The following is a 25,172-nucleotide window of genomic DNA, read 5'->3' as shown; positions in this document are numbered from 1 at the left end:
CTTTCCTAAGAGCAAGCAATACTATATGTCCTATCTTAAAAATAGTTACCTATTATTCTTATGTTATAACATTTATCCTAGATTATACGCTCCATTAAACATTCTCCCAATCCAATCACCTATTAAGGTATCCTACCTTTCCCATATTTACGATTTCCCATTACAATAACACCACTATAAAAGATAAATTTATATCTTAAAAAAACCACCGAAACAGAGTTGGTTTTTTTATACCTTTGTATCGATGGAAAACAGTACACAAATATTTGGTATACGAGCAGTTATTGAAGCAATAAATGCAAAAAAAGCTATTGATAAAGTTTTTATTCAGAAAGGTCTTAAAGGAGAACTTTCTCATGAACTAGAATCTTTAATTCGAAAAGAGAAAATTAACACTTCCTATGTTCCTGTAGAAAAATTAAACCGATTTACTAAAAGTAACCATCAAGGTGTAGTTGCTCAAATCTCACCTATAGCGTTTCATAACTTAGAAGATCTTGTAACCCAAGTTACCGAATCTGGTAAAACACCATTGTTTTTACTACTAGACCAATTAAGCGATGTACGAAATTTTGGTGCTATTATTAGAACTGCAGAATGTACTGGAGTAGATGGTATAATTATTCAAAAAAGTGGTAGTGCTCCTGTAAATGGAGATACTATAAAAACGAGTGCTGGAGCAGTTTTTAAAATTCCTATTTGTAAAGTAGATCATATAAAAGACGCTATGTTTCTTTTACAAGCTTCTGGTATAAAAGTCATTGCTGCTACAGAAAAAACAGATAATATGCTTTTTGATGTATCATTTAAAGAGCCTTGTGCCATTATCATGGGAAGCGAAGGTCGCGGTATAAATCCTTCGGTTTTAAAACTGGTAGATGCTAAAGCGAAACTACCTTTACTTGGCGAAATCGAATCATTAAATGTTTCTGTTGCTTGTGGTGCTTTTCTATACGAAGCAGTTAGACAACGTATGTAGAATTAGGAAAGCTACTCTTTATTTTCTTTAAAAATATAATGAAATGTAGGGCTCTCTTGCTTTTCGGAAAGATTTCCATCTTGAATTTCCTCTTCTGTTTCAGGTTCAGGTTCCTCTATTGGCGCAAAATTTCCTTCGGCGTCAAATTGTTTCAAAAAAAGATCTTCTTCTGGATTGAAATCGTTCTGTTCCCAAACATATTTTTTAGGTTTAGCAATTTCCTTTCTAAAAACTAAAGCAAACAGTAATCCTGTTATTAAACCAGACAAGTGTCCTTCCCAAGATATACCTTCTTCTATTGGCATTGTATACCAAACCATACTACCATATAGAAATATAATTAATAACGAAAGAGCAATCAACCGGTAATGTTTGGCCAAAATTCCTTTAAAAAAAGTAAAACTTACAAGAACATAAATAAGTCCGCTAGCTCCTATATGATAAGAAGGTCTACCAATACACCAAGTAAAGAAGCCGGAAAATAAAATACCATAAAGCAATACTTTCCAAGCAATTGGCCGATAGAAATAAAATAACGCTGTAGATAATACAAATAGCGGAATGGTGTTAGAATATAAATGTTTTATTCCGGAATGTATAAACGGACTAAACAAAACACCTTGCAGCCCAGAAAGTCTTTTAGGATATATACCATGGCTATTTAAATTTACATGAAAACGGATTTCAAACCAAAAGACAATCCATAGCATTAACACAAATGCTATTGGATACCCTAAGACTCCTGTTGTAAATTTAAACTGTTCTTGCATATTTTAAAGATAGCAAATTGTTATCCAATAGTATTTGGTGTGTTAAATTGTCATATTCTTTTCATTAAAAATACTCAAAAGAGATTCCTGCCTACAAAGGAATTTGTAATTTTACATTTATGAATGAACCATTAGCAGAACGTTTAAGACCTAAATCTTTAGAAGACTATATTAGTCAAGCTCACCTGATTGGTGAAAATGGGTCCTTAACCAAACAGATAAAGTTAGGTTTAATACCTTCTTTAATACTTTGGGGACCTCCAGGTATTGGAAAAACAACACTTGCCAACATTATTGCTAATGAATCTGGCAGACCTTTTTATACCTTAAGTGCTATAAATTCTGGAGTAAAAGATGTACGAGAAGTTATTGAAAAGGCCAAACAAAGTGGCGGACTATTCACCACCAAAAACCCGATTTTGTTTATTGATGAAATTCATAGGTTTAGCAAATCACAACAAGACTCCTTATTACAAGCAGTAGAAAAAGGTTGGGTTACTTTAATAGGTGCTACCACAGAAAACCCAAGTTTTGAGGTTATATCTGCGCTTTTGTCACGCTGTCAAGTATATATATTAAAAGCATTCGATAAAAACGATTTAGAAAGCCTTTTAAAGCGTGCTATAGAAAAAGACGAGTACATCTCTAAAAAGAACATAACCCTCAAAGAAACAGATGCTTTACTGAAGCTGTCTGGAGGTGACGCAAGAAAACTTTTAAATATTTTTGAGTTGCTTGTAAATGCCGAAGAAAGCGATGAAGTAATAATTACGAATGATAGTGTTTTAGAAAAAGTACAAAACAATACGGTTCGTTATGATAAAACCGGAGAACAGCATTATGATATTATTTCAGCATTTATAAAATCGATTAGAGGAAGCGATCCTAATGGCGCTGTTTATTGGTTGGCACGAATGATTGAAGGTGGAGAAGATGTGAAATTTATTGCAAGACGTTTATTAATTGCCGCTAGTGAAGATATTGGTAATGCAAACCCAACCGCTTTAGTCATTGCAAATAATACATTTCAGGCTGTTTCTACTATTGGCTATCCAGAATCAAGAATTATACTCAGCCAATGCGCTACGTATTTAGCCTGCTCACCAAAAAGTAATGCTGCGTATCAAGCTATTGGTAAAGCACAACAATTAGTTAGAGAAACTGGAGATTTATCTGTGCCTTTAGAAATTAGAAATGCACCAACCAAATTAATGCAAGAACTAGGTTATGGTGATAACTATAAATATGCCCATAACTACGAAAATAATTTTGCAAAACAAGAATTCTTACCCGAGGAAATTAAAAACACCAAACTATATGATCCCAGTAATAATGCTAGGGAAAATGCGCACAGAGAGTTTTTAAAACAACGTTGGAAAGCTAAATATGGCTATTAATTATTAGTTGTTACTAGAATTTAATAGGTACTGTTTTAGTTTGCAGCTTTCCATTATCATAATACTCCAAAAACCAATTGCTATTTAATTGGTAGATAATGGCATCTTTACCTTCCACTAAATAAACATTAGGCATTCCTGTTTTTTTTATTTTATAAACCACTTTAGGTGTACTATCTACTAACTGAAAACCATTGTCCGTTTTTTGCGCATATAAAAAATCTATATTTTTAGACTCTTGTTTATAAGGTTGAACTATTGTTTCTTTTTTTACTTCTTCTTTAATCTCTGGCTTTTTCACCGCAACGACCTCTTTTTCTGCAACCACTTCTTTAGTTACTTCTGCTACTACTACTTTTTCTTCTTTTAAGGTCTTAATTTCTTCCTTTAGTTTTTCAATTTCTGCACTACTTTCTTGCGAGTCCTTTTTACCATAACTTAGTATGGTTTCATTTTCTTTGTATTGGTATTTAAAAGTCTCAAAAGATTTAAAAGCTTCTCGTAAGGCCAAATTGTAAGCTACTTGATAATTTTTCTCTTTAGACTTTCCAATATTAGAAGTAAAAACGATATTATTCTTACAATCTTTTAGCTGTACTTTTAGCTTAGAATTAAAAACTCCAGATTCTTTAAGTACATCGGCATGTAAAGCCAAACAACCATTAGAAATAGCATCATCTGGAAAGGTATCCTCTTCCATGATCGTTGCAAAACCATGTTTTTCAAAAAGAAGTTTGGTCAATGTATTTAATCTATATTGATCTGGTTTATTTAAAAAATCAAACGTATTTGGCACAACTACATATTTGTAATCATTAATATTGGTTTGTGCTTTTGCCATATTGCACATACATATAGCGGTTATAAATAATAATACGATCTTATTCTTCATTGTTTTTAAATATATAGTTAAAACCTAGCTGTAAAGATACACTTTGTGCTTTTGCTACGTTTTGATATTTTAATAAATTATCTGCTGCAATATAAAAATTTATATTATTAATATTTGCTGAAAGTGCGAAACCAAGATTGGTATACGAATAAGAATCTAAAGTATAACTAGCTTTAATACCTAAACTAGAAAAGAGTCTTCGGTAATAAAATGCGGTTATTGCGGCTTGCGGTCTTTTTGGTCTTCGCATAAAAAAAAGATGTGCTCCTACTCTATTCTGGTATTCTTCTTGTGCTAGTAAACAGTGGCAATCTTCGCCGTTTTTTTTTCCAAAAGCATACTGCAACGCTGCATTAAACTTAATTGGCCGAGCTGTACTGTATTTAGAATAAGTGGTATCTATTACAAACAAATCTTCAAAATCTGTTGCTACGGCATCCCAATATTCCGCTGCTGTTTGTCCATCTTCCGTTTCTTGAAATAATGGGTTTATACCTTCATAAGACAAGTCGCCATCTAAATTGAAGTGTTCCAGATCCTTTGTATATCTTATAAAACCAATGTCTTGCACGCTGGCATCTAAAGTCCATTGCTCGGTGATATTATAACTAAAACCAATATCTACTCCTACTCCTAAATTACCTCCAAAAAAGGCGCTACTTAGCAGCTTTTTCATGTCTTTCCGTACCTCTGAATTTTCGTCATCCAGAAAACTTTTCAATCCGGCCGTTTGTACTTCTAAATCCAATATGAAATCCTGCTTAAGAAAATTGTTTTCTCCTTCCGTTGTAACAAAAGTCCCTCTATTATTAATCGATTTTATATCCAAAACACTCGTATAAATTTTTCCTCTTACACCATAAGAAAATTTCTTATTTACCTTCTTATTATATCCCAAATGAAAAACAGTAAGCAACTCTGCACTTATATTTAAATCGCTTAAATCGAAAACTCTATCGATGTTACCGTGGTTTCCTTCATAAGCCAAAATAGCATAATCTTTAGGGAAATATATAAATGCATTGGTTTCTTGATACATACCAAAAGAAAGATATTTGTCTTTTATAAAATCTTTACCAAAAGCAAATCCACCAGAAAATAAATCAAATTGCTGGTTTAGCGCAAAATAATCGGTGTCTTTCATTGCGTAAATAGTACGCTGTAATTTGCTATTAAAATCTCTCCCATCGTCTGCAAAAATATCATATGCAGAAAATCCTGTCATCCCAAAGCTAGCATGTACATGAGACAGAAAAGGGATTCCAATATACCAGTCATTATTTACTTGCCCTCCAGGATTTAATAGAAGACTTTGCGGAATTTCATTAAAACCATACAGAAGCTGCTTGTTTTGCGCAAAACTGACACAAAAAGTAGCTAAAAGAAATAACAGCCTTATATTTTTCATGTCGAAGTATCCAAAAGTAAGTAAAACGTCGCTTTAGATTTAAACTTTAATATTCCTGGGGTGTTTTCATCTATAACAGAACCATCACTACTTGGCAATAATCTTAAGGTAATAACTATTTGTACCGATTGCTTTAAGGCGAGTAAAGATTCATTTTCAAACGTTTCCAGATGCATTATTACTATTGCTTCATTTGTTGGCGAAGCATCTACCGAAAAAGTAAAACTATGTTGTAGTACGCCGGTTTCATCTAAAAAGTCTATTTGCGCTTGGAAAGATCTATTGATGCTGTTGGATACTTGAAATAAAAATTCCGATTTTATTAAATTATCTACGGTAAATGGATCGGTAAATATCTCTATATTCACAGAGTCCCGAACCACGATTTGCTCTGCGCCATTTTCATCTATAAAAGAGCTTGCCGATTCTTCAAAATAAATTAGACTAGCATCTAAGGTTGGTGAAATAGCAAAATCTTCACCTTGTGAAAAATCTAAATCGTTTACACAAGCAGATAAAAGCACTCCAATTAGACAAAAAACAAAAAGGTATTTTAGTTTAAATTTAAGCATCCGTTTCGCCCTTTTTAAATAAGAGCGTTACTAAATTTAAGCTAATTTATTTAAAAATAGCACTTTAGCTCTAATAAGCTGTCTACTTTTTTGATTTTCGAGTCTAAAGAAAACTTATGATAATTAAAACAAATAGCGTCTATACCAAAGTCTAAAGCACCAAGAATATCTGCTTCATAATTGTCACCAATCATGATACTTTGCGCTTTTGTAGTTTGTGCCAAATCTAATGCATGATTAAAAATCTTAGGGTTTGGTTTTTTAACACCAACCATTTCGCTATTGGTTACTGTTTTAAAGTAGGTGTCAATATTAGAATTTTTTAATTTTTCATTTTGTACTTGATGAAAACCATTCGTAATAATGTGCAAGTTATATTTAGGTTCTAAATATTCTAAAAGATCTATTGTGCCTTCAAATAAATGATTAAAACTAGAAAGGTGTGTGATATAGTCCTCTGCTAATTGATGAATTAATTCTTTTTCTACGGAAACATGTACCGCTTGAAAAGTATCATTAAGTCTAGCAAAACGCAAAGATTCTTTATCAATTTTTTCTTCTCTATAGAGTTTCCAATAGTTTAGATTTATGGGTTCATAATGTTTTAAAAATTCGGAAACATCAATATTAACGGCGTTCATTTTGAAGATTTTCTCGAAAGTTAAACCCGAGTTCTTATCAAAATCCCAAAGGGTATGATCTAAATCGAAAAAAATATCTGTTATGGTTTTATGCATCGTTTGGCGATTCTATAATACTATTAAAAAGTTCTTTAAAGCCTTTCCAGCGTTCCATATCACTAAAAGTATAGTTATGAAAAACAGGAATAAAATAGCCATTCACTTTTTTTATTTCTCTAATAATTTCGTTTAAAACCTTCTTTTTATCTAAAAGTGAATTGGTTTTAAGTAACGAATAATCTAATAGATTATACGAGTATACTTTTAAAGGTGTTTGCACTTCATAATCTAAATCATAAAAGAAAAACGGTGTACAAGTTCCTGCTCTAAAACCGATATGATTTACAAATCCCATGGTGTAATCTTCAGGCACTTCCAGTTCCACCAAATTTCTATACGATTCTGGCAGGTTTAGTTTGGAAAACGAATTTCGGGAAGCTAATAACGACGTGTTTATTATAGCTTCCATTTTATCCTTTTCTTTTTTTAAAGTTTTAAAGCTAGATACGGCAAAAAAGGATGCTTTTAAACCAACAATACTATAATCTGCTACTTGTTTTATTAGCGAAACAAATTGTGCTTTGTTTACGTTTATATTTTTATCGTATGTAGAATAATCGCCAATTAAAAAGAAAAATATAAATTTAAATTCAGATTGCTTCTGCTTGTTTATAAGGTACTTAAAAGTATCAAATGGATCTCTTTGCAGTCCAGATAAAACCGAAAATCTAGTATACAGTCTTTTAAATTCAAAGCTCACTAAATCATTAAGTGTCCCACCAAAACTTCGCATGAGTCCTTTATGTTTAAAGGTAAACGCTTCTGGGACATCTATTACTGGTTTTACTTGATAGTATTTTGTTGCAAATTCAAAATCTGGATACTTTTCTTGTAGTATCCTTTTAAACTTGTACGCCCAAATATCCACAATAGGTTGCTTTAAAAAATCATTTTGAAATGCAAGACTTTCTTCCGCTGTAAAGCGCCCATAGGCATCTTTTACATGTGGTAAATACTCCTCATATCTAGAAAGCAGATAAAAAGATGCTGCAAAAATATCATAAGGTAAAACGCTTATTTCTCCTGTAGGAAAAAAACCTTTTGTGTTTTCCCAGTCTTGTACATGAATCTCTACATCGTTTAATCCTTGCTCAAATAACAACTCGTTACTACGAATAAATATCTCATGACTTAATGGTTGCTTGGTATACGATATTTTTAAACTATCGTGTGCAATAAACTCTTCAATTGTAGTTGTAAATGTAACTGGAAGTCCCAAAATTCTGGTACAAATATGCTTAAAAACATACTTTACTCTTGGTGTAATTTTATGTGTATATACTAATAACATCCGTTAATCAAATTCCAATTATTAAAATTACAAATTCCAAATGACAATTGCTTTCTTATGTGTTTTTGGAATTTAGGTTTTGTAATTTGAGATGTAACCTAAAGGAGATTTTCATCTGCAAAGCTAAAGTATGCATTTTCGGTTATAATAAGATGGTCTAATACTTTAATATCTAAACTTTCTGCTGCTATTTTTAGTTTTTTGGTGAGTTGTTTATCGGCTTCGCTAGGTTTTAAAGTTCCTGAAGGATGGTTGTGTGCCAAGATAATTCCTGTTGCTCCAACCTCTAAAGCTGTTTTTAATGCCAAGCGCACATCGACTAAAGTTCCTGTTATTCCGCCTTTACTTAATTGGTTTTTCTGAATCACTTTATTGGAATTATTTAAATATAGAATCCAGAATTCTTCATGCGGCAACTCGCCAATTATAGGTTGCATAAACTCGAAAACCGAAACGCTAGACGTAATTTTCTTTTTCTCTAAAGCTTCTCCTCCACGACGTCTTCTTCCTAACTCTAAAGCAGCTGTGATACTAATAGCTTTTGCTTCTCCAATACCTTTAAAAGTCATGAGTTGCTTTATAGACAATTTACCAAGTGCACTTAAATTATTATCTACACTTGCCAAAATCCGTTTACACAAAGCAACCGCACTTTCTTGCCTATTTCCAGAACCTATTAAAATGGCTACCAGTTCTGCATCACTTAAAACAGCTTTACCTTTATCGCGAAGTTTTTCACGTGGTTGATCGTCTTGACTCCAGTTTTTTATAGAAAAGGATTCTGGTTTACTAGACATATTGTTTGTTAATTACTATTTTTATAGAGAATAAATATAGAGAATATTTTCGATAAACAAAATGTGTAACTTTTAATCCTTAATTTATATACACTTGAAATATCCACCAAAACACCATCAAGATCAGGATACGCTTCATCTATTAGAAGTTATTAAAACCTATCCGCTTGCTACCGTAATTTCTGTAGAAGAAAACCAACCATACATTACACATTTACCATTAATTTACAGAGAATCCGATGGTAAATTGATTGGTCATATTGATATTTACAATCCGCAAACCAAATTAATGCAAGGTAATAAAGAACTTACCATTATATTTTCTGGACCGCAATGTTATATATCGCCTAGTATTTATACCACTACGCAATTACCAACTTGGAATTACATAAAAGTGCACCTAAAAGGAACCGTTAAAGCTATTGATAATAAAGACGCATTAATAGAGTCTTTGGTCAAAATGACGGAATTCATGGAAGCTCCAGAGCATAAATATGTGCTGGAAGCAGATAACCCAAGAATGGAAGGCGCTATCGATTATATTAAAATGTTTGAAATAACGATAGACTCTTGGGAAGGCAAATTTAAACTTTCACAAGATAAAAAAACCATAGATACTGCTTACGCTAAAGCGGAATTGATTCGTGCTAGCCAAGAAAGTATTCAGGTATTTTTGGATCGTATTTTTAATTCAAAATAGTATAGGATTCTAAACGTTTTTCTAGAAAATGTTGTGCCCTAGAAAGAAAAGCAGTGGTGCTTACAACCATTCCGATACCATCTGCATAGTAGTAATGTGCAATACCAGGATACAGATTACCATCGCTATCTCTTGCATATAATTCCATTTCTAAGGTCTCAAATGTTCCTGCTATTGTGGAAATGTTATGTGTACCTTCCGTTAATCGTAAATACTGAACAATAGGATCACCCAAGTTTCCTATTAATCTTTCTTCATAATCTTCTCTAAGAAAAATAATGGTATTGTTGTCATCTATCAAATTATCCGAATCCTCTCTAAGATATTTAAAAGATTCTCCATTCGCTGGATAATAAAGGGAGTTAAGATCGTTACCTGTAACAAAATATCTAAACTTAAAATAGGTTTTGCCTTCTATTTCTTCTGTAGAAACAATAGAAACACTCTCCACAACAGTACTCGCTACAAAACTATCACTAGAAGTCTCTAAATCATAATATCGATACTCCCAAGAATTGCCAACAGTTAAGGCATAAAAACCCGCTTCTGCTGTTGGCGTACCATTATTATCATCATCCGAATTACAAGAAAAGAAAAGGGCAAAAAAGCATACGGTGAAAAGAATACGTTTCATATTAAATTGGTTTGGTTGGTTAAAATTAAAAATGTAGTATTGTTTTATAAATGACTGATTTGATTAACGTTATACTTTAACGCAGGTTTTACGACTTTATTATATAAGAAAAAACATGTGATTGCACCTGTTTTATTTTATCAGAAAAACATGTAACTTGCTTATCTAAAATTTTAATTATAAGCAGGTAAAATTACGACTTTTCAACAATACGCGGATACCAAGAAATTGGCAGATGCAGAATCTTAATTGTAAGCATGTAATTAGTCTTGGAGCTAGTTAACCACAAACTAAAAATTATTTTTAAAGGAAAGCTACTTTCTTTTCCTTGGAGAAAAAGGAATTATGTTTCATTAGAACCGACCAATAACCATGATTAAAGTCTTTAGTACAATTAGACAAAAAATACTGACCTTATTATTAATTATGGGATTTCTTAGTAATCTATTTGGGGCAAACTGAAAAAAAGAATTCTGAAGCTTCAAATAACCAAGAACTTCAATTAGAATTCAATGTAATGCAGAATATCGCATTGAAAAAAAACAAGAAATATGAAAACGAAAAACAATATGAGCTTGTTGAAAACGGCATTTATAGAGACTTAAACAGTAAAGAAGATGCTATCTATTTAATGACCATCTCTTACCAGTTAGAATTGGATGAAACGAATAACCAATATCCATTAGAGGATATTTTAGATAAATACTTAATACATGTTTCCGACTCCATGGAATCAGAAAATAAGCCAAATACAAATACGTACACACTAGAATTAGGTGGCTATTTAGCCGAACTGAAAAAAGCTAAAGAGATTATTGGAAAAAAGGTTTTCAATCGAGAATACAAAGGCAGAGATGGAAAAATAAGAGTTATTTTAGTTATAGAATAAAACGCTCCATCCAATTACCCTATCAAACCCTTTACCTCTTCAAAATCCAAACCACCATAATTACCAGAACTCATCAACAACAAAGCCTTATCTTCAAAGTCTTGTTTAAAAAGAAAGTCTTTAAATTCCTCGGGATTAGTATAGATAATTAAATCATCTCGTTGAAAAGCGTTTGCTATTTGTACTTCTGTTACTTCTTCTAATTTTTTAATTTCAACAGCATGCGGCGAATAGAAAACTACAGCAACATCTGCCTTATCTAAAGCGCCTTTGTATTCTTTTAAAAATTCAGCATTTAAACTAGAATAGGTATGTAATTCTAAACAAGCAACCAAAGTTCTATTGGCATATTGCTCTTTTACAGCGTTTGTAGTTGCTTCTACTTTAGATGGCGAATGCGCAAAATCTTTATAAGCAACTGCGTTTTTGCTTTCTGCAATTTTTTCTAATCGTTTGCTTGCTCCTGAAAAAGTTGCAATCGCTTCGTAGAAATCATCTTCATCAATTCCCATGTGCTGGCAAATCCATTTTGCTCCTGCAAGATTGTTAAGGTTATGTTTTCCAAAGACTTCAATTGGCAATGGTCCTTCCGGAGTTTCTAAAAGTGTTTGTCCGTTTTCAACAGTATATTCCGCAGTTTGGTAAGGCAGTTTCCTAATCGTGTTTGTACTCGCCTCCACTACTCTTTTTACTTCCGCATCTTCTTCGTTATAGGTGATACTTCCGCCTTTAACAATACTATCTACAAAGATGTCGAATTGTTCGACATAGTTTTCATAGGTAGGAAACACATTAATATGATCCCAAGCTATTCCGCTTAATAAAGCAATATTGGGTTTGTATAAATGAAATTTTGGTCGTTTATCTATTGGAGAGCTTAGGTATTCGTCTCCTTCTAAAACAATAAAATCATTTTCTTCGGTAAGTTTTACCATCACATCAAAACCTTCTAATTGCGCACCAACCATATAATCTACATCGCGATCGTGATAATGCATCACATGTAAAATCATAGAAGTTATAGTTGTTTTACCATGACTTCCACCAATAACAACTCTGGTTTTATGTTTCGATTGCTCGTACAAAAACTCCGGATAGCTATAGATTTTCAAACCTAATTCTTGTGCTTTCAACAATTCTGGATTGTCTTCTTTTGCATGCATACCAAGAACTATTGCATCTAAATCTGCAGTGATTTTTTCAGTAAACCATCCAAAAGATTCTGGCAAAAGGTTTTTAGCTGCTAACCTAGATTTAGAAGGTTCGAAAATAGTATCATCACTTCCTGTTACTTGGTATCCTTTGTTGTGTAATGCTAATGCTAGATTGTGCATTGCAGATCCGCCAATAGCTATAAAATGTACGTTCATGTTTTAATTTTGTAGAAGTCTCAAAGATAGTTTTTTGCTACGAATTCTCGAATAGTTTTTTTGGTTATTACACAGAGACAGACGGAGAATTTCACAGAGATACCCATAGAAATAAAAACGAACATCAAAAAGAAACTGTCCTTGCGAAGGAGGCCCGACGGTGGCAATCTCTTGAAATGGATTCCTTATCCATAAAGAAACAGATTCACATTTTTTTTATTGAAAAATCTCGGAAGGACATATCATTTCATGCTCGAATAATATTCCAAACGATTATAAATTCTTTATCTCCGCTTTTTCTTCTTTAAAAACTTTAATTTTTGGAAGCTCTTCAATCGCTAAATCAATAGCCTGTAAAGCTTTTTCCTTATTTTTAGTATGCTTATAAATCTGAGCCAATCGGTAATTTGCCCAAGCAACAGGAACACCATCTTCGGCAGAATAATTTTCAATATACTTTTGCAAACACTGTTCGCCTTTTATTAACTGAATATTATACTCCGCAGCCACTTTTCCTATTTGATAATGCAAAGCATTTCGTTTGTGCTTTGCTTCCGATGCAATCAAAGTATGTAAAGCTTTTTCGGGTTCATTTATGTTTTCGTAAAAACTAGAAAGCTTTTGGTAACAGGTTAAAGATCCGCCTTCGGTAATGGCTTGTTTATAATATTTTTCGGCAAGTTCTGGTTGCGCATCATATTCATAAATATATCCTTTTGCCAAATAGCCATCTACTTTAGATAAGGCTTCTAGCTCATTTGCATATTGCATGGATTTGCTTTGGCTTCCGCCAATAATTCCTGGTAACTGCATATACAATTCTACCAAAGCCCAACGTGTTTCAATATGTTTTACATCTAATTTAGCTGCTGTTAAAAAAGCTTCTTTAACATCGCCAATTATAGATAATGCCATTATTTTATTGACACTCAAAGCTTTCATCCCTAGAGCGCCTCCGTATTTATAATGATAATTTGCTTCTAATGGTTTTGCGGAAACTAATTTTTCATATTGAATAATAGCATCATCCCATTTTTTCTGATACCCATACGCATCCCCAAAAAGTTCGATTGCTTTTTCGTTTTTCGGATTTTCAGAAACGTAAATCGACAATAACTGTTCTGCTTTTACATATTTTTTCTGCTGAAGATATCCTTCTGCTTTATCCAGACTTGGTTGACTAAAGCTGAATAATGGAAATAATAAAAAAACATAAAAAAGTCGCATAAGATAAAAGTCTGTAAAGCAAAGATAACCTTTCATAAACTAAATGGAAAAAGCTACGTTTCCTTAAAAAAAAGTTAACTTCACTCATACAAACGTCAGAATCCCTAATTCTGTATTTTTTGGAACACATTTTGAAGTTAGTTTTACGTAAAACTATGAATATGAAAAAAATCACCACTATATTTATGATTATCCTTTTTGCTAATTTTTCACAAGCACAAACCTACAATTACGAAAGTCTTTGGAAGGAAATTGCCCAATTGGAAAAAGAAGGATTAACAAAATCAGCATTAAAAGCGGTTGAAGCCATTAGCAAAAAAGCAAGAGCAGATAAGAACTCTCCACAAATTATAAAAGCACTTCTGTATAAAAGTAAATATGCACTAACACTGGAAGAAGATGCGCAACTAAACATTATAAACGATTTTAAAGAAGCAATTAATGAAAATGTTTCTCCTACCAAAAATGTATTAGAAAGCATGCTTGCCAACTTGTATTGGCAATATTTTCAGGATAACAGATATGCATTTTATAACCGAACAAAAACGGAAGAAAAAGTAGATGCTACAGATTTTAGAACTTGGGATTTACAAACGCTATTTGCAGAGATTAACACGTATTACGAAAGTTCTCTAAAAAACGGTTTATTGTTACAACAAACAAGTTTAAACAATTACACCACGCTTTTACAAGAACAAGAAAACTCCAAAATATTTAGACCTACGCTTTTCGATTTATTAAATCATAATGCATTACAGTTTTACAAAACAGACGAGAATAGCATCACTAAACCTGCTTACAAGTTTGAAATCAACAAAGAAGAATACCTTAGTGAAGCGGCCGCTTTTTCTAAACTAAAAATCACTTCCAAAGACAGCACTTCCTTGCAGCTTCATGCTTTAAAAATATATCAAGATCTAATTCAGTTTCATAGTAAGGATAAATCACCAGAAGCTTTAGCAGATGTAAATATTAAAAGGCTGAATTTTGTTAGAAACCATGCAACCTTCAAAAATAAAGATGCTATTTATTTAAATGCACTTCAAGCGGAAAGCAAACAGCTAAAAGGTAATGCTGTTTCTGGTTTATATGATTTTGAAATTGCAACTTTTTATGTTCAGCAAGGAAACGATTTTCAACCAGAAACAAAAGAAGAAAACCGTTGGAAAAACAAGGAAGCTCTTGCTCTTTGTGATGCTGTTATTGCACAATTCCCAAAAAGTATTGGGGCTCAAAAATGCCAAGTTTTAAAACAGCAAATCTTACAAGAAAGTTTACAAATTACTACAGAAACCAATTTACCAATTCAAAAAGAAGCTCGGCTTTTAATTCGTTATAAAAACATGAGTGATTTGTCTTTTACGGTATATAAAATAACCGAAAACGAATTAGAACAGTTAAACAAAACCTATAGAAAAGAAGAACAGTTTGCTTTTATAAAAGATCTAAAACTAGTAACCAATTGGAAAAGCAGCTTACGTAACGAAAACGATTACCAATCACATACTACCGAAGTTATTGTACCTAAATTAGGCAATGGTCGTTATATCTTTTTAGCGGAAACAACAGATAACACTAGCACTTTCGGGTTTACAAATGCACAAATCACCGACATGGCAGTTGTAGAAAACACGATAAATGACAAAACCGTTTTTCAAGTTATAGATAGAAATAACGGAAAACCAATTCCGGATGCCAAACTTAAAATCAGTTATTTAAAAAATAATAATCGTACGCGAGTTTCGGAAAACGTAATCACCAATAATAAAGGAGAAGCTTCTGTTTCCAAATCTGTAGAAAGATATAGTAATGTAAAAATTGAAGTCACTCACAAGGACGAGAAAGCGTATTTTGGCGATTACTACATTTATCAACGTAATTACAACCAGCCCGATAAAAATAAAGAAACCTATAAAGGGTTCCTTTTTACAGACCGAAGTATTTACAGACCAGGACAAACAGTTTTCTTTAAAGGTATTGCCATGAAAACTAAAGATGGCAAATCGGAAGTATTTACAAACACAAAACTAACCGTTACTCTAAAAGACGCGAATTATCAAGAACTAAAAACGTTAGAATTTGTTACCAATGCATTTGGTTCTTTTCAGGGAGAATTCATTTTACCAAACACAGGATTAACAGGAAATTTCAACTTAAATATTTCTTCCGAAAAAGTAAATTTAAATGGAAACGCAAATATTTCCGTAGAAGAATACAAACGACCAAAATTTGAAGCGACCTTTCTTCCTGTTACAGAAACCTATAAAGTAAACGATGAAATTACTATAAAAGGAAATGCACTTGCTTACGCGGGAAGTACTATCACAGATGCAAAAGTGGTATATCGAGTACATAGAAAAGTACAATATCCGAGATGGTATTATTGGTATCGTCCTTATTTTTCTAGCGAACCTCAAGAAATAAAACATGGAGAAAGTAAAACGAATGATAAAGGCGAGTTTGAAATTACTTTTAAAGCACAACCAGACCAAAGTGCAGACAACAATAGCTTACCAATTTTTCATTATGAAGTAACCGCAGATATTACAGATCTTAATGGCGAAACACGAAGTGCTACTACCACTGTAAATGTTGGTTATCATGCTTTATTAGCGAATCTTTCTATTGCTGATAAATTAGAAAAAAGCAATAAAAACCATACTTTAAAAATAGATACTAAAAACTTAAATGGCGAATTTGTTCCTGCAAAAGGAAGCATTAAAATCTATAAACTAGAAGCGCCCAAACAAGTTTTAAGACCAAGACCTTGGACTGCTCCAGATTATCAAGATATCACAGAAAGTGAATTTAAAAATACCTTTCCGCACGAAGCATATAAAGACGAACACAATAGCACTACCTGGAAAAAAGGCAAACTTGTTTTAGACGAAAAATTTGATACTTCAAAAGCGAAAGAGTTCGATTTAGGAAACCTTAAAAAATGGGAATCTGGCGGGTATATTATTCTTCTAGAAAGCAAAGATAAATTCGGACAAGAAGTAAAAGACGAAATAAAAACAACTCTTTTTAGTGATAAGGACGAAACGCTAGCAGACAACCAGCTATTTAGTATTACCACTAATAAAGATAGCTACCAAGCTGGTGAAACCGCTATAGTAACTTTTGCTTCGGCGGCAACAGATGTATATCTAACGGTTACTGTAGACAAGCAACATGAGATTATCAAGCAAGAGGTTATTCACTTAAACAATAACAAAAAAACGATTCGCATTCCTGTGACCAAAGAAGATGTTGGTGGCTTTGTAGTACAATATAGTTTGTCTACTTTTAATAGTTATGATGCAGGAACTTTAAACATAACTGTTCCGTATCCAAAAACCGAATTAGAAATAGAAACGCTAACCTTTAGAGATAAACTGCAACCCGGAACAGAGGAAACTTGGAGCTTTAAAATTAAAGGACCGCAAGGAGAAAAAGTTAGTGCAGAGTTATTGGCAAGTATGTATGATGCTTCACTAGATCCGTTTAAACCTCACAGTTGGAATTTTAATCCGATTAGCCAACAAAACTATTACACATATAATCGAGCAAATGCAAGACAGAGTTTTGGTACTACTGGGTTTAGAGTGTATAATCAAAATAGAAATACAGTATCCTATTCGCAGCAAAATTATGATCAATGGAATTGGTTTGGTTTTTATTTTGGTCATGGAAGGCTTATGTATGAAGCAGAGTATATGGTTAAAAGTGCTTCTAGATCTAAAAGAGTTGCTGGTGCCCCAGTTGCTGAAATGAATATGGCAGGAGAAGAATTAGACGAAGAAGTTATCACTGTTGCTGATGCTTTAAGCGGAAAGACAGCAGGAATAAACACCACTGATAATACAGAAACAACCAAAGAAGAAACTGATTTCTCTGGTGTTACTATTAGGGAAAACTTACAAGAAACCGCATTTTTCTTTCCGCAATTACAAACAGACAAAAACGGAAACATAAGCTTTAGTTTTACTACTCCGGAAGCTTTAACCAAATGGAATCTACAATTATTAGCACATACTAAAAACCTAGAAAGCACGATTACTAGTTTAGAAACAGTTACTCAAAAAGAGTTAATGGTAATACCAAATGCGCCTCGTTTTTTACGTGAAGGAGATGAAATTGTTATTAGCTCTAAAATTGCAAATCTTACCGAAAAGCAAATTTCTGGTGAAGCTGTGCTTCAACTTTTTGATGCTACAACTGGCGAACGTATTGACAAAAAATTGTACACAGAAGCAGAAATTCCTAGTCCGAATTATTCTGGAACCTACGGAACTAGAGAATTTACAGTAGACGCCAATGGAAATACACAAGTGGCTTGGCTGTTATACATTCCGGAAGATATAGCAGCAGTACAATACAAAATTATTGCACAATCTGGTAAATATAGTGATGGCGAGCAAAACGTGCTTCCTGTATTAACCAATAGAATGTTGGTGACAGAAACGCTTCCTATGTGGATTAAAAGTAACGAAACAAAAACCTTTACTTTAGATAAGTTAAAGAATACAACTTCAACCACGCTTAAAAATCATAACCTAACGTTAGAAATGACTAGCAATCCTGCATGGTATGCTGTGCAAGCGCTTCCGTATTTAATGGAATATCCTTATGATTGCAATGAGCAAACCTTCAGCAGATATTATGCAAATGCTTTGGCAAGTCATATTGCAAATAGCAATCCGAGAATTCAAGATGTTTTTAATCAATGGAAAAACACAGACGCATTACTTTCTAACTTAGAAAAGAATGAAGAATTGAAGTCCCTTTTAATTCAAGAAACGCCTTGGTTACGCGATGCACAAAGTGAATCCGAACAGAAAAAACGAATTGCTTTGTTATTCGATTTAAACAAAATGAATAATGAATTACAATCGGCAAAACGCAAATTAGAACAAAATCAAATGCAAAATGGTGCTTGGTCTTGGTTTGCTGGCGGAAGAGAAAACCGTTACATCACACAACATATCATTACTGGTTTTGGACATTTAGATAAACTTGGTATCACGCCGAGTGGCGTCGAGACGTCTTCTATGATTGAAAAAGCAATTGATTATTTAGATGCAGAATTTATTCAGGAATACAAAAACATCAAAAAATATAACAAAGATATCGACTTAAGTAAAGATCATTTAAGCTACACACAATTGCATTATTTATACATGCGAAGCTTTTTCCCTGAAATTAAAAAGAGCCAAGAAGTACAAGAGATTACCAATTATTATCAAACGCAAATAGAGAAATATTGGTTGTCTAGAAGTTTATATGCAAAAGGAATGATGGCTTTAGTTGCTGAAAGATTCGATGATACAAAAACTGCGAAAGCCATTTTAAAATCGTTAAAAGAAAACAGTATTACTAGCGAAGAATTAGGAATGTATTGGAAAGCAAATACAAATTCTTGGTATTGGTATCAAGCACCAATAGAAACCCAAGCATTGTTGATTGAAGCGTTTGCCGAAATTGAAAAGGATACAGAAACCATCGACAATCTAAAAATATGGCTCCTTAAAAACAAGCAAACCAACCGATGGAAAACCACCAAAGCAACTACCGAAGCTGTGTATGCTTTATTATTACAAGGAAGCGATTGGTTATCGGTTACAGATATGGTTGATATTGTAATTGGGAACCAAGAAATAGATCCTAAAAAACTGGAAGATGTACAAGTGGAAGCTGGAACTGGTTATTTTAAAACGTCTTGGAAAGGCGAAGAGATAAAACCAGAAATGGCAGAAGTGAAGATTACTAAAAAAGGAAAAGGAATCGCTTGGGGAAGTTTGTACTGGCAATATTTTGAAGATTTAGATAAAATTACATCAGCAGAAACGCCTTTAAAATTGAAGAAAAAACTATTCCTAAAAAAGAATACCGATTTAGGGGAAGAACTTCAAGAAGTTACTATAGACACGAAGTTACAGGTTGGCGATTTAGTACGTGTTCGTATAGAATTAAAAAGCGATCGTGCTATGGAATTTGTTCATATGAAAGATATGCGAGCTTCTGGTTTAGAGCCAATAAATGTACTTTCGCATTATAAATGGCAGGATGGATTGGGCTATTATGAAGCTACAAAAGATGCTTCGACTAATTTCTTTTTCGACTACTTACCTAAAGGTATTTTTGTATTTGAGTATGACTTACGTGTTAATAATTCGGGTTATATGAGTAATGGAATTACAACTATTCAAAGTATGTATGCGCCAGAATTTAGTAGTCATAGCGAAGGCGTTAAAATCACGGTAGAATAGAAAATCCCTGCGTAGGTAGGAATCGCATGAATAAAAACTAAAATTATTATTTTCATTGAGACTCGCAGCGTTTACAAAGAGACGCAGGGAGAGATTTTCCTAACTAAAAAACCAAAGTATCTTTTTAAGTTCCCTTCCCTTATTTCAAGGGAAGGTGTCCGAAGGATGGAAAGGTTTTAATCCCCTTTTCATCAAAAAAGGAGAACTACTTATAGTCCTTCTTTTTTACACCTATAATTCTAATACAATCTCATTAATGTGTAACTTTAACCATTCCTAATTAGCTACATTTAGATGACTCCTAGAATATTTAAATATTTCTCACTTATAATACTTCTATTTTCTATGCTTTCTTGTGCTTCAAAAAGGCAAGTTACTGCAGAAGACATAATAGTAATAGAGGAAACTAAAACTATTGAAACTTCCAAAATTCTTTTTTTAAATTATCTATTGGTTAAAAATACTGGAGGTAAAAAAAGCATCACTTTAATAAATCAAATTAATACCGAAGGAAAATTAAAAGGCAAACCAGAAAACATACCAAACGCGACTATTGGTGATCTAGAATATATGCTTCTAGATAAAGACTTTAAAGCGATTAAAAAATATGCTTTAAAAAATCCGTTAAAAAAAACAGTGGAGTTTGTTAATGATTATGGTAATTTTGAAAAAAAAGTTTTAGACTTAGATAGTGTACAATTCTCTATTAGAATGCAAGTATCTCCGGAAGCTAAACATATTGTAATTTCAGAAATAACCAACGCAGCCCCAATAAAACACCTTACCACTAAAATAGATTAGATATGAAAAAACTATTACTTATAACACTTCTTGTTTTTAATCTTCAGTTGGTTTTTTCCCAAATTTTTGATGTACAAAAAATAAAAGATTCTGGTGATGACGATAAGCGAATTAACTTAGTTATTTTAAGTGAAGGTTATCAAACAAGTGAACTTTCACAATTTGAAATAGATGCAACTAGTTTTATGAATGATCTATTTGCTGATGAACCCTTTGCTAGTTATGAAAACTACTTTAATGTACATATAGTAAAAGTTATTTCTACAGAAAGTGGTGCAGCGCATTCAGGAACTGCTGCAGACGAAGCAAGCTACACGGTGCCAACACAAATTGTAAACAACTATTTTGATACAGCCTATGATAGTTATGACATTCACAGATTACTTTATACCGAAAACCAAGGAACCATTGCTACTGTTTTAGCTATGAATTTCCCTATGTATGATCAAGCGATGATATTAGTAAATTCTCCTTATTATGGAGGTAGCGGAGGAATGTTTCCTATTGCTTCTACCGGACAAGATGGTGGCGAAATTGCTATTCATGAAATCGGACATTCGTTTGCAGATTTAAAAGACGAATATTACCCTGGTGATATGCTAGCTGCAGAAGCCATTAATATGACGCAACAAACAGATCCTACTTTAGTAAAATGGAAAAACTGGATAGGTATTAATAATATAGGTATTTATCCTTATGCTGCTTCTGGAACTGCTGCTACATGGAATAGACCTCACGAATTTTGCAAAATGCGCTATTTAGGCTATCCTTTTTGCTCGGTTTGTAAAGAAGGAATTATAGAGAAAATTCACAGTTTAGTCTCTACTATTGATTCGTATACACCAACAGAAGCTACTATAAGTAATCCTTCCTTTCCTTTAGGTTTTCAAATAAACACCATACCAACATTAACAACAAATACTTTAGAAAACACTTGGACACTTAACAGTACTAGTTTTGCAACCAATGTAGATGCTTTAAACCTATTAGAAAGCGATTTAAATGCTGGAACAAATAACTTAACTGCAGTGGTACATGATGCGACCACTTTAATTAATATAGATGGTCATGAATCTATTCACGTAGCAACAGTTTCTTGGACCATTGATAATACTTTAGGTATTCAAGATGTTGTTGCTAATGATTTTAGTTTAACGATGTATCCAAATCCTGCTAATAACGTAGTTCATTTTAAATTAGAAAATACCTTAGCCAATACTGTTATTGTAAAAATAGCAAGTATGGATGGTAAAGAAGTAAAAACTATAAACCTTACGAATAACCAAAACACACCAATCGATATTAGTGCTTTAAGTCAAGGATTATACATTACTAACTTTTATGCAAACAATGTTTTAATCGCTAGTAAAAAGCTAATTAAGAACTAGTTTTCTATTTTTGTTGCGGAGGATATTTTTTAAATACTTTTTCTACAAGTGCTTGTAGACTTGCCTCTCGTTTTTCTGGATTTGCATTTGGGTTATATGTACTTTCACTCGTTGCTTGCCAAAAGAGGCCAATCCCATTTTCGTCTACAAATTCAAATATAATTTGTCGTGTTGTTTTTGCTTGTCCAATAGGAATACCAATACCAACGCCACCTCCAACATTTCTTCCTGCACCACCAACGCCTACTCCAACAGTTCTGCGTGGCGTTGTTTGATATTCTTCACTTTGAATATTAATAAAGAAATCGGGAGTCTCGGAAACAGTTAATCCTTGAAGTTGCAACTGATTATCTAAAACGTAAAATAATCGTTTAGCATCTAATTCGCTTAAACCCGTTTCTATATCTGAATAATAATTATAGGTTTTATATTTAGAAAAATCGGTGCCCTTTTCAAAATCTGTAGTGAAATAAATTGGCGCACAAGCCGTAACTAGAAATGATAAGAGTAATATTTTAATAGACTTCATAGGAATTATTTTTTTGTAAAAATAATCAAAAACTATTCCAATAAAAAACTACCATGTAGATGGTAGTTTTAAAGTAATCCTAATATATGATGTATCGCGTTAAGGATTGTAGTGGCATCCTTTTATTTTATTTCAAAATAAAAGATACAACGAAAAGCCTGACACTACGCAGCCTAAGCGTAGTAGTGTAACGCCAAAAAATTAATCATTTAACATATTCCAGAGCTTATCTTTAAGTGCTGTTAAGCCTTGTTGTGCTACCGAAGAGATAAACATATAATCTATTGGTAAGGTATTATCTAATTCTTCTTTTAATTCTGCTTGTAGTTCTGCATCCAACATATCACTTTTAGAAATAGCTATCATACGATCTTTATCTAGCATTTCTGGATTGTAACGTCTTAATTCATCTAACAGAATATCGTATTGTTTTTTAATATCTTCCGCATCTGCAGGAATTAAAAATAACAAAATAGAGTTACGCTCAATATGACGTAAAAAGTAATAACCAAGACCTTTTCCTTCTGCTGCACCTTCAATAATACCAGGAATATCTGCCATTACAAAAGATTGAAATTCTCTATGTTTTACAATCCCTAAGTTAGGTTTTAGCGTGGTAAACTCATAATCTGCAATTTTTGGTTTTGCAGAAGTAACTACAGAAAGTAAGGTAGATTTTCCTGCATTAGGGAAACCTACTAAACCAACATCTGCTAGCAATTTTAATTCTAAGGTAACATCTTTTTCCTCTAACGGAATTCCTGGTTGCGCATAACGAGGTGTTTGGTTGGTAGAACTTTTAAAATGCCAGTTACCACGACCACCTTTTCCTCCTTCTGCAATGATTCTTTCTTCACCTTCTTCGGTAATTTCAAAAAGAACATCATTGGTTTCTGTATCTCTAACTACAGTCCCTAATGGCACTTCTACATATTGATCTTCACCATCTGCACCAGAACTTCTTCCGCTACTTCCATGTCCACCATGTGTAGCTCTTACGTGTCTCTTAAATTTTAAGTGTATCAGTGTCCAAAGATTGGAACTTCCTCTAAGAATGACGTGACCACCACGACCTCCATCTCCACCATCTGGGCCACCTTTTTCTAAATATTTTTCGCGATGTAAATGCGTTGATCCTTGTCCTCCATTTCCAGAAGAAACATGCATTTTTACGTAGTCTACGAAATTGCCTTCAGTCATAATTATCTTTTGTAAAAACTTTAATTTGAAAAATTCCTGACAACCACTAGTTGTCCTCCTTATTATTTCAAATTTTCCGTTGTAAATATCCCATCAAAACAGGGAATTGTATTTTATAAACGTTTGATACTGCTACTTTTCGATTGCGCTCCAAGTAGCATTCTTACATTTATAGTGTATCGATTACTATATTTAATCGCTTTGTAATATCTTCAATACCACCAACACCATCTACACCAAAATACTTATCTTGTGCAGAGTAGTAATCTTTTAAAATTGCGGTTTCATTATAATAAATCTTAATTCTGTTTCTTATAATTGCTTCATCAGAATCATCTTTTCTTCCGCTAGTTTTACCTCTTTCCAGTAAACGTTGTACTAGCACTTCATCTTCTACTTCTAGCGCAACCATTGCACTAACTTTAGAATCTTTAGCTTCAAGTATTTTATCCAAAGCTTCCGCTTGTGCTTCATTTCTAGGAAAACCATCAAATATAAATCCTTTGGCGTCCGAATTTCTATCTACTTCCGCTTCCAACATATCAATAGTCACTTGATCTGGAACCAATTCGCCTTTATCCATAAAAGATTTAGCGAGCATACCTAAAGCAGTTTCGTTTTTTATATTATAACGAAACACATCACCTGTAGAGATATGTACTAAATTATATTTTTCCTTTAAAAAATTAGCTTGTGTTCCTTTTCCTGCTCCTGGAGGTCCAAATAGGACTAAATTTGTCATGTGTTGGGTTGTTTGTAATTGATATACTTCTGGTAAATCTCTTCCTAATCCATTATAATCTAAACCATAACCAACAATAAACCTGTCCGGAATTTCAATTCCGACATAATGCAGTTTAAAGTCCTTTTTATATGCTTCTGGTTTAAAAAACAAAGTAGCTATTAGTAACGATTTAGCATTTTCGTTTTTAAAAATTCGATGTACTTCTGCTAATGTTTTTCCAGAGTCTATAATATCTTCTAGAATCACAACGGTACGTCCTGTTAAATCCTGTGTTAAACCAATAAGTCTTTGTATGTCGTCTGTCGATTTTATCCCTTCATAAGAAGCAAGTTTTATAAAAGTAACTTCGCAAGGTTTCGGGTATTTTTTAACAAAATCACTGACTAGCATAAAAGAGCCATTTAAAATACCTATAAATACAGGTACTATATCTCCTAGGTCTGCAGCAACATCATCCGCCATTTTTTGAACAGCAGCATCAATTTTTTCTGCCGAAATAAATGGTTTAAAATATAAATCGTCTAGCTTAATCATGTAAGACTAACTTGTTTTTTATTAATTCTTTGCAAAGATAATTCTTTTAGTTAGAAGT

20 protein-coding genes are annotated in these 25,172 nt (G+C 32.9%); 7 read left to right on the top strand and 13 right to left on the bottom strand.

Annotation, left to right across the window (positions count from 1 at the left end; genetic code table 11):
- Window positions 1–244: 244 nt before the first annotated feature.
- Window positions 245–979: a 23S rRNA (guanosine(2251)-2'-O)-methyltransferase RlmB gene (gene rlmB, locus ACVCZW_RS11945; RefSeq protein WP_452228651.1), complete on the top strand. Its 735-nt coding sequence runs from the start codon at window positions 245–247 to the stop codon at window positions 977–979.
- 11 nt (window positions 980–990) lie between these two features.
- Here the strand turns inward: rlmB and ACVCZW_RS11940 are convergent, their stop codons facing one another.
- Window positions 991–1,749, bottom strand: a complete 759-nt coding sequence (locus ACVCZW_RS11940) for a rhomboid family intramembrane serine protease (protein ID WP_452228650.1) — start codon at window positions 1,747–1,749, stop codon at window positions 991–993.
- Window positions 1,750–1,868: 119 nt separating this feature from the next.
- Here ACVCZW_RS11940 and ACVCZW_RS11935 point away from each other — a divergent pair, with 119 nt between their 5' ends.
- Window positions 1,869–3,146: a replication-associated recombination protein A gene (locus ACVCZW_RS11935; protein WP_452228649.1), complete on the top strand. Its 1,278-nt coding sequence runs from the start codon at window positions 1,869–1,871 to the stop codon at window positions 3,144–3,146.
- 13 nt (window positions 3,147–3,159) lie between these two features.
- On the opposite strand, the gene ACVCZW_RS11930 is transcribed toward ACVCZW_RS11935, so the two are convergent.
- The 6 genes from ACVCZW_RS11930 to radC form a co-directional block, all read right to left on the bottom strand.
- Window positions 3,160–4,038, bottom strand: coding sequence for a hypothetical protein (locus ACVCZW_RS11930; RefSeq protein WP_452228648.1), 879 nt, complete (start codon window positions 4,036–4,038; stop codon window positions 3,160–3,162).
- Window positions 4,028–5,446: a DUF5723 family protein gene (locus tag ACVCZW_RS11925; RefSeq protein ID WP_452232522.1), complete on the bottom strand. Its 1,419-nt coding sequence runs from the start codon at window positions 5,444–5,446 to the stop codon at window positions 4,028–4,030. The genes ACVCZW_RS11930 and ACVCZW_RS11925 overlap by 11 nt, the downstream gene beginning before the upstream one ends.
- Window positions 5,443–6,018 (bottom strand): hypothetical protein, encoded by a 576-nt coding sequence (locus ACVCZW_RS11920; RefSeq protein WP_452228646.1) that lies wholly within the window; start codon window positions 6,016–6,018, stop codon window positions 5,443–5,445. The genes ACVCZW_RS11925 and ACVCZW_RS11920 overlap by 4 nt, the downstream gene beginning before the upstream one ends.
- A 50-nt stretch (window positions 6,019–6,068) precedes the next feature.
- Window positions 6,069–6,755, bottom strand: a complete 687-nt coding sequence (locus tag ACVCZW_RS11915) for a YjjG family noncanonical pyrimidine nucleotidase (RefSeq protein ID WP_452228645.1) — start codon at window positions 6,753–6,755, stop codon at window positions 6,069–6,071.
- Entirely contained in the window at window positions 6,748–8,049 is a 1,302-nt protein-coding gene (locus ACVCZW_RS11910) for a polysaccharide deacetylase family protein (RefSeq protein WP_452228644.1), read from the bottom strand. Before ACVCZW_RS11910 ends, ACVCZW_RS11915 begins: the two co-directional genes overlap by 8 nt.
- 98 nt (window positions 8,050–8,147) lie before the next feature.
- Window positions 8,148–8,846, bottom strand: a complete 699-nt coding sequence (radC, locus tag ACVCZW_RS11905) for a RadC family protein (RefSeq protein ID WP_452228643.1) — start codon at window positions 8,844–8,846, stop codon at window positions 8,148–8,150.
- A gap of 94 nt (window positions 8,847–8,940) precedes the next feature.
- On the opposite strand from radC, the gene ACVCZW_RS11900 reads away from it, so the two are divergent.
- A complete protein-coding gene (locus ACVCZW_RS11900; RefSeq protein ID WP_452228642.1) occupies window positions 8,941–9,546 on the top strand; it encodes an FMN-binding negative transcriptional regulator in 606 nt (201 codons plus the stop codon).
- Here ACVCZW_RS11900 and ACVCZW_RS11895 read toward each other — a convergent pair.
- Window positions 9,533–10,180, bottom strand: coding sequence for a hypothetical protein (locus ACVCZW_RS11895; RefSeq protein ID WP_452232521.1), 648 nt, complete (start codon window positions 10,178–10,180; stop codon window positions 9,533–9,535). The genes ACVCZW_RS11900 and ACVCZW_RS11895 overlap by 14 nt on opposite strands.
- A 448-nt stretch (window positions 10,181–10,628) precedes the next feature.
- Here ACVCZW_RS11895 and ACVCZW_RS11890 point away from each other — a divergent pair, with 448 nt between their 5' ends.
- A complete protein-coding gene (locus tag ACVCZW_RS11890) occupies window positions 10,629–11,069 on the top strand; it encodes a hypothetical protein (RefSeq protein ID WP_452228640.1) in 441 nt (146 codons plus the stop codon).
- Window positions 11,070–11,083: 14 nt separating this feature from the next.
- On the opposite strand, the gene ACVCZW_RS11885 is transcribed toward ACVCZW_RS11890, so the two are convergent.
- Together ACVCZW_RS11885 and ACVCZW_RS11880 are read right to left on the bottom strand one after the other, a co-directional pair.
- The gene (locus ACVCZW_RS11885) at window positions 11,084–12,439 is read right to left on the bottom strand and encodes a UDP-N-acetylmuramate--L-alanine ligase (RefSeq protein WP_452232520.1); all 1,356 of its coding nucleotides are present in this window, start codon (window positions 12,437–12,439) and stop codon (window positions 11,084–11,086) included.
- Between the two features lie 273 nt (window positions 12,440–12,712).
- Complete coding sequence (locus ACVCZW_RS11880; protein WP_452232519.1) at window positions 12,713–13,666, bottom strand: tetratricopeptide repeat protein; 954 nt, start codon at window positions 13,664–13,666, stop codon at window positions 12,713–12,715.
- Between the two features lie 161 nt (window positions 13,667–13,827).
- On the opposite strand from ACVCZW_RS11880, the gene ACVCZW_RS11875 reads away from it, so the two are divergent.
- From ACVCZW_RS11875 to ACVCZW_RS11865, 3 genes are all read left to right on the top strand, one after another.
- Window positions 13,828–19,917 carry an alpha-2-macroglobulin family protein gene (locus tag ACVCZW_RS11875; protein WP_452232518.1) on the top strand — a complete coding sequence of 2,030 codons (6,090 nt, stop codon included), beginning with the start codon at window positions 13,828–13,830 and terminating at the stop codon, window positions 19,915–19,917.
- A gap of 294 nt (window positions 19,918–20,211) precedes the next feature.
- Window positions 20,212–20,718 (top strand): hypothetical protein, encoded by a 507-nt coding sequence (locus ACVCZW_RS11870; RefSeq protein ID WP_452232517.1) that lies wholly within the window; start codon window positions 20,212–20,214, stop codon window positions 20,716–20,718.
- 2 nt (window positions 20,719–20,720) lie between these two features.
- Window positions 20,721–22,106, top strand: a complete 1,386-nt coding sequence (locus ACVCZW_RS11865) for a M64 family metallopeptidase (RefSeq protein WP_452232516.1) — start codon at window positions 20,721–20,723, stop codon at window positions 22,104–22,106.
- Between the two features lie 4 nt (window positions 22,107–22,110).
- On the opposite strand, the gene ACVCZW_RS11860 is transcribed toward ACVCZW_RS11865, so the two are convergent.
- The 3 genes from ACVCZW_RS11860 to ACVCZW_RS11850 form a co-directional block, all read right to left on the bottom strand.
- Window positions 22,111–22,635: a DUF4136 domain-containing protein gene (locus ACVCZW_RS11860; RefSeq protein WP_452232515.1), complete on the bottom strand. Its 525-nt coding sequence runs from the start codon at window positions 22,633–22,635 to the stop codon at window positions 22,111–22,113.
- A 201-nt stretch (window positions 22,636–22,836) separates the two neighbouring features.
- A complete protein-coding gene (gene obgE, locus ACVCZW_RS11855; RefSeq protein WP_452228633.1) occupies window positions 22,837–23,835 on the bottom strand; it encodes a GTPase ObgE in 999 nt (332 codons plus the stop codon).
- Between the two features lie 169 nt (window positions 23,836–24,004).
- Window positions 24,005–25,114, bottom strand: coding sequence for an adenylate kinase (locus ACVCZW_RS11850; protein WP_452228632.1), 1,110 nt, complete (start codon window positions 25,112–25,114; stop codon window positions 24,005–24,007).
- Window positions 25,115–25,172: the final 58 nt, after the last annotated feature.

It is taken from the genome of Lacinutrix sp. MEBiC02595, from assembly GCF_053601555.1.
The sequence above is the reverse complement of the archived record's forward strand: the minus strand, read 5'-3'. Positions and strand labels throughout refer to the sequence as shown.

What these genes read in the sequence shown, in the direction of transcription:
- rlmB (WP_452228651.1), top strand. Translation starts at nt 245, where the DNA reads ATGGAAAACAGTACACAAATATTTGGTATACGAGCAGTTATTGAAGCA.
- ACVCZW_RS11940 (WP_452228650.1), bottom strand. Translation starts at nt 1,749, where the DNA reads ATGCAAGAACAGTTTAAATTTACAACAGGAGTCTTAGGGTATCCAATA.
- ACVCZW_RS11935 (WP_452228649.1), top strand. Translation starts at nt 1,869, where the DNA reads ATGAATGAACCATTAGCAGAACGTTTAAGACCTAAATCTTTAGAAGAC.
- ACVCZW_RS11930 (WP_452228648.1), bottom strand. Translation starts at nt 4,038, where the DNA reads ATGAAGAATAAGATCGTATTATTATTTATAACCGCTATATGTATGTGC.
- ACVCZW_RS11925 (WP_452232522.1), bottom strand. Translation starts at nt 5,446, where the DNA reads ATGAAAAATATAAGGCTGTTATTTCTTTTAGCTACTTTTTGTGTCAGT.
- ACVCZW_RS11920 (WP_452228646.1), bottom strand. Translation starts at nt 6,018, where the DNA reads ATGCTTAAATTTAAACTAAAATACCTTTTTGTTTTTTGTCTAATTGGA.
- ACVCZW_RS11915 (WP_452228645.1), bottom strand. Translation starts at nt 6,755, where the DNA reads ATGCATAAAACCATAACAGATATTTTTTTCGATTTAGATCATACCCTT.
- ACVCZW_RS11910 (WP_452228644.1), bottom strand. Translation starts at nt 8,049, where the DNA reads ATGTTATTAGTATATACACATAAAATTACACCAAGAGTAAAGTATGTT.
- radC (WP_452228643.1), bottom strand. Translation starts at nt 8,846, where the DNA reads ATGTCTAGTAAACCAGAATCCTTTTCTATAAAAAACTGGAGTCAAGAC.
- ACVCZW_RS11895 (WP_452232521.1), bottom strand. Translation starts at nt 10,180, where the DNA reads ATGAAACGTATTCTTTTCACCGTATGCTTTTTTGCCCTTTTCTTTTCT.
- ACVCZW_RS11885 (WP_452232520.1), bottom strand. Translation starts at nt 12,439, where the DNA reads ATGAACGTACATTTTATAGCTATTGGCGGATCTGCAATGCACAATCTA.
- ACVCZW_RS11880 (WP_452232519.1), bottom strand. Translation starts at nt 13,666, where the DNA reads ATGCGACTTTTTTATGTTTTTTTATTATTTCCATTATTCAGCTTTAGT.
- ACVCZW_RS11875 (WP_452232518.1), top strand. Translation starts at nt 13,828, where the DNA reads ATGAAAAAAATCACCACTATATTTATGATTATCCTTTTTGCTAATTTT.
- ACVCZW_RS11870 (WP_452232517.1), top strand. Translation starts at nt 20,212, where the DNA reads ATGACTCCTAGAATATTTAAATATTTCTCACTTATAATACTTCTATTT.
- ACVCZW_RS11865 (WP_452232516.1), top strand. Translation starts at nt 20,721, where the DNA reads ATGAAAAAACTATTACTTATAACACTTCTTGTTTTTAATCTTCAGTTG.
- ACVCZW_RS11860 (WP_452232515.1), bottom strand. Translation starts at nt 22,635, where the DNA reads ATGAAGTCTATTAAAATATTACTCTTATCATTTCTAGTTACGGCTTGT.
- obgE (WP_452228633.1), bottom strand. Translation starts at nt 23,835, where the DNA reads ATGACTGAAGGCAATTTCGTAGACTACGTAAAAATGCATGTTTCTTCT.
- ACVCZW_RS11850 (WP_452228632.1), bottom strand. Translation starts at nt 25,114, where the DNA reads ATGATTAAGCTAGACGATTTATATTTTAAACCATTTATTTCGGCAGAA.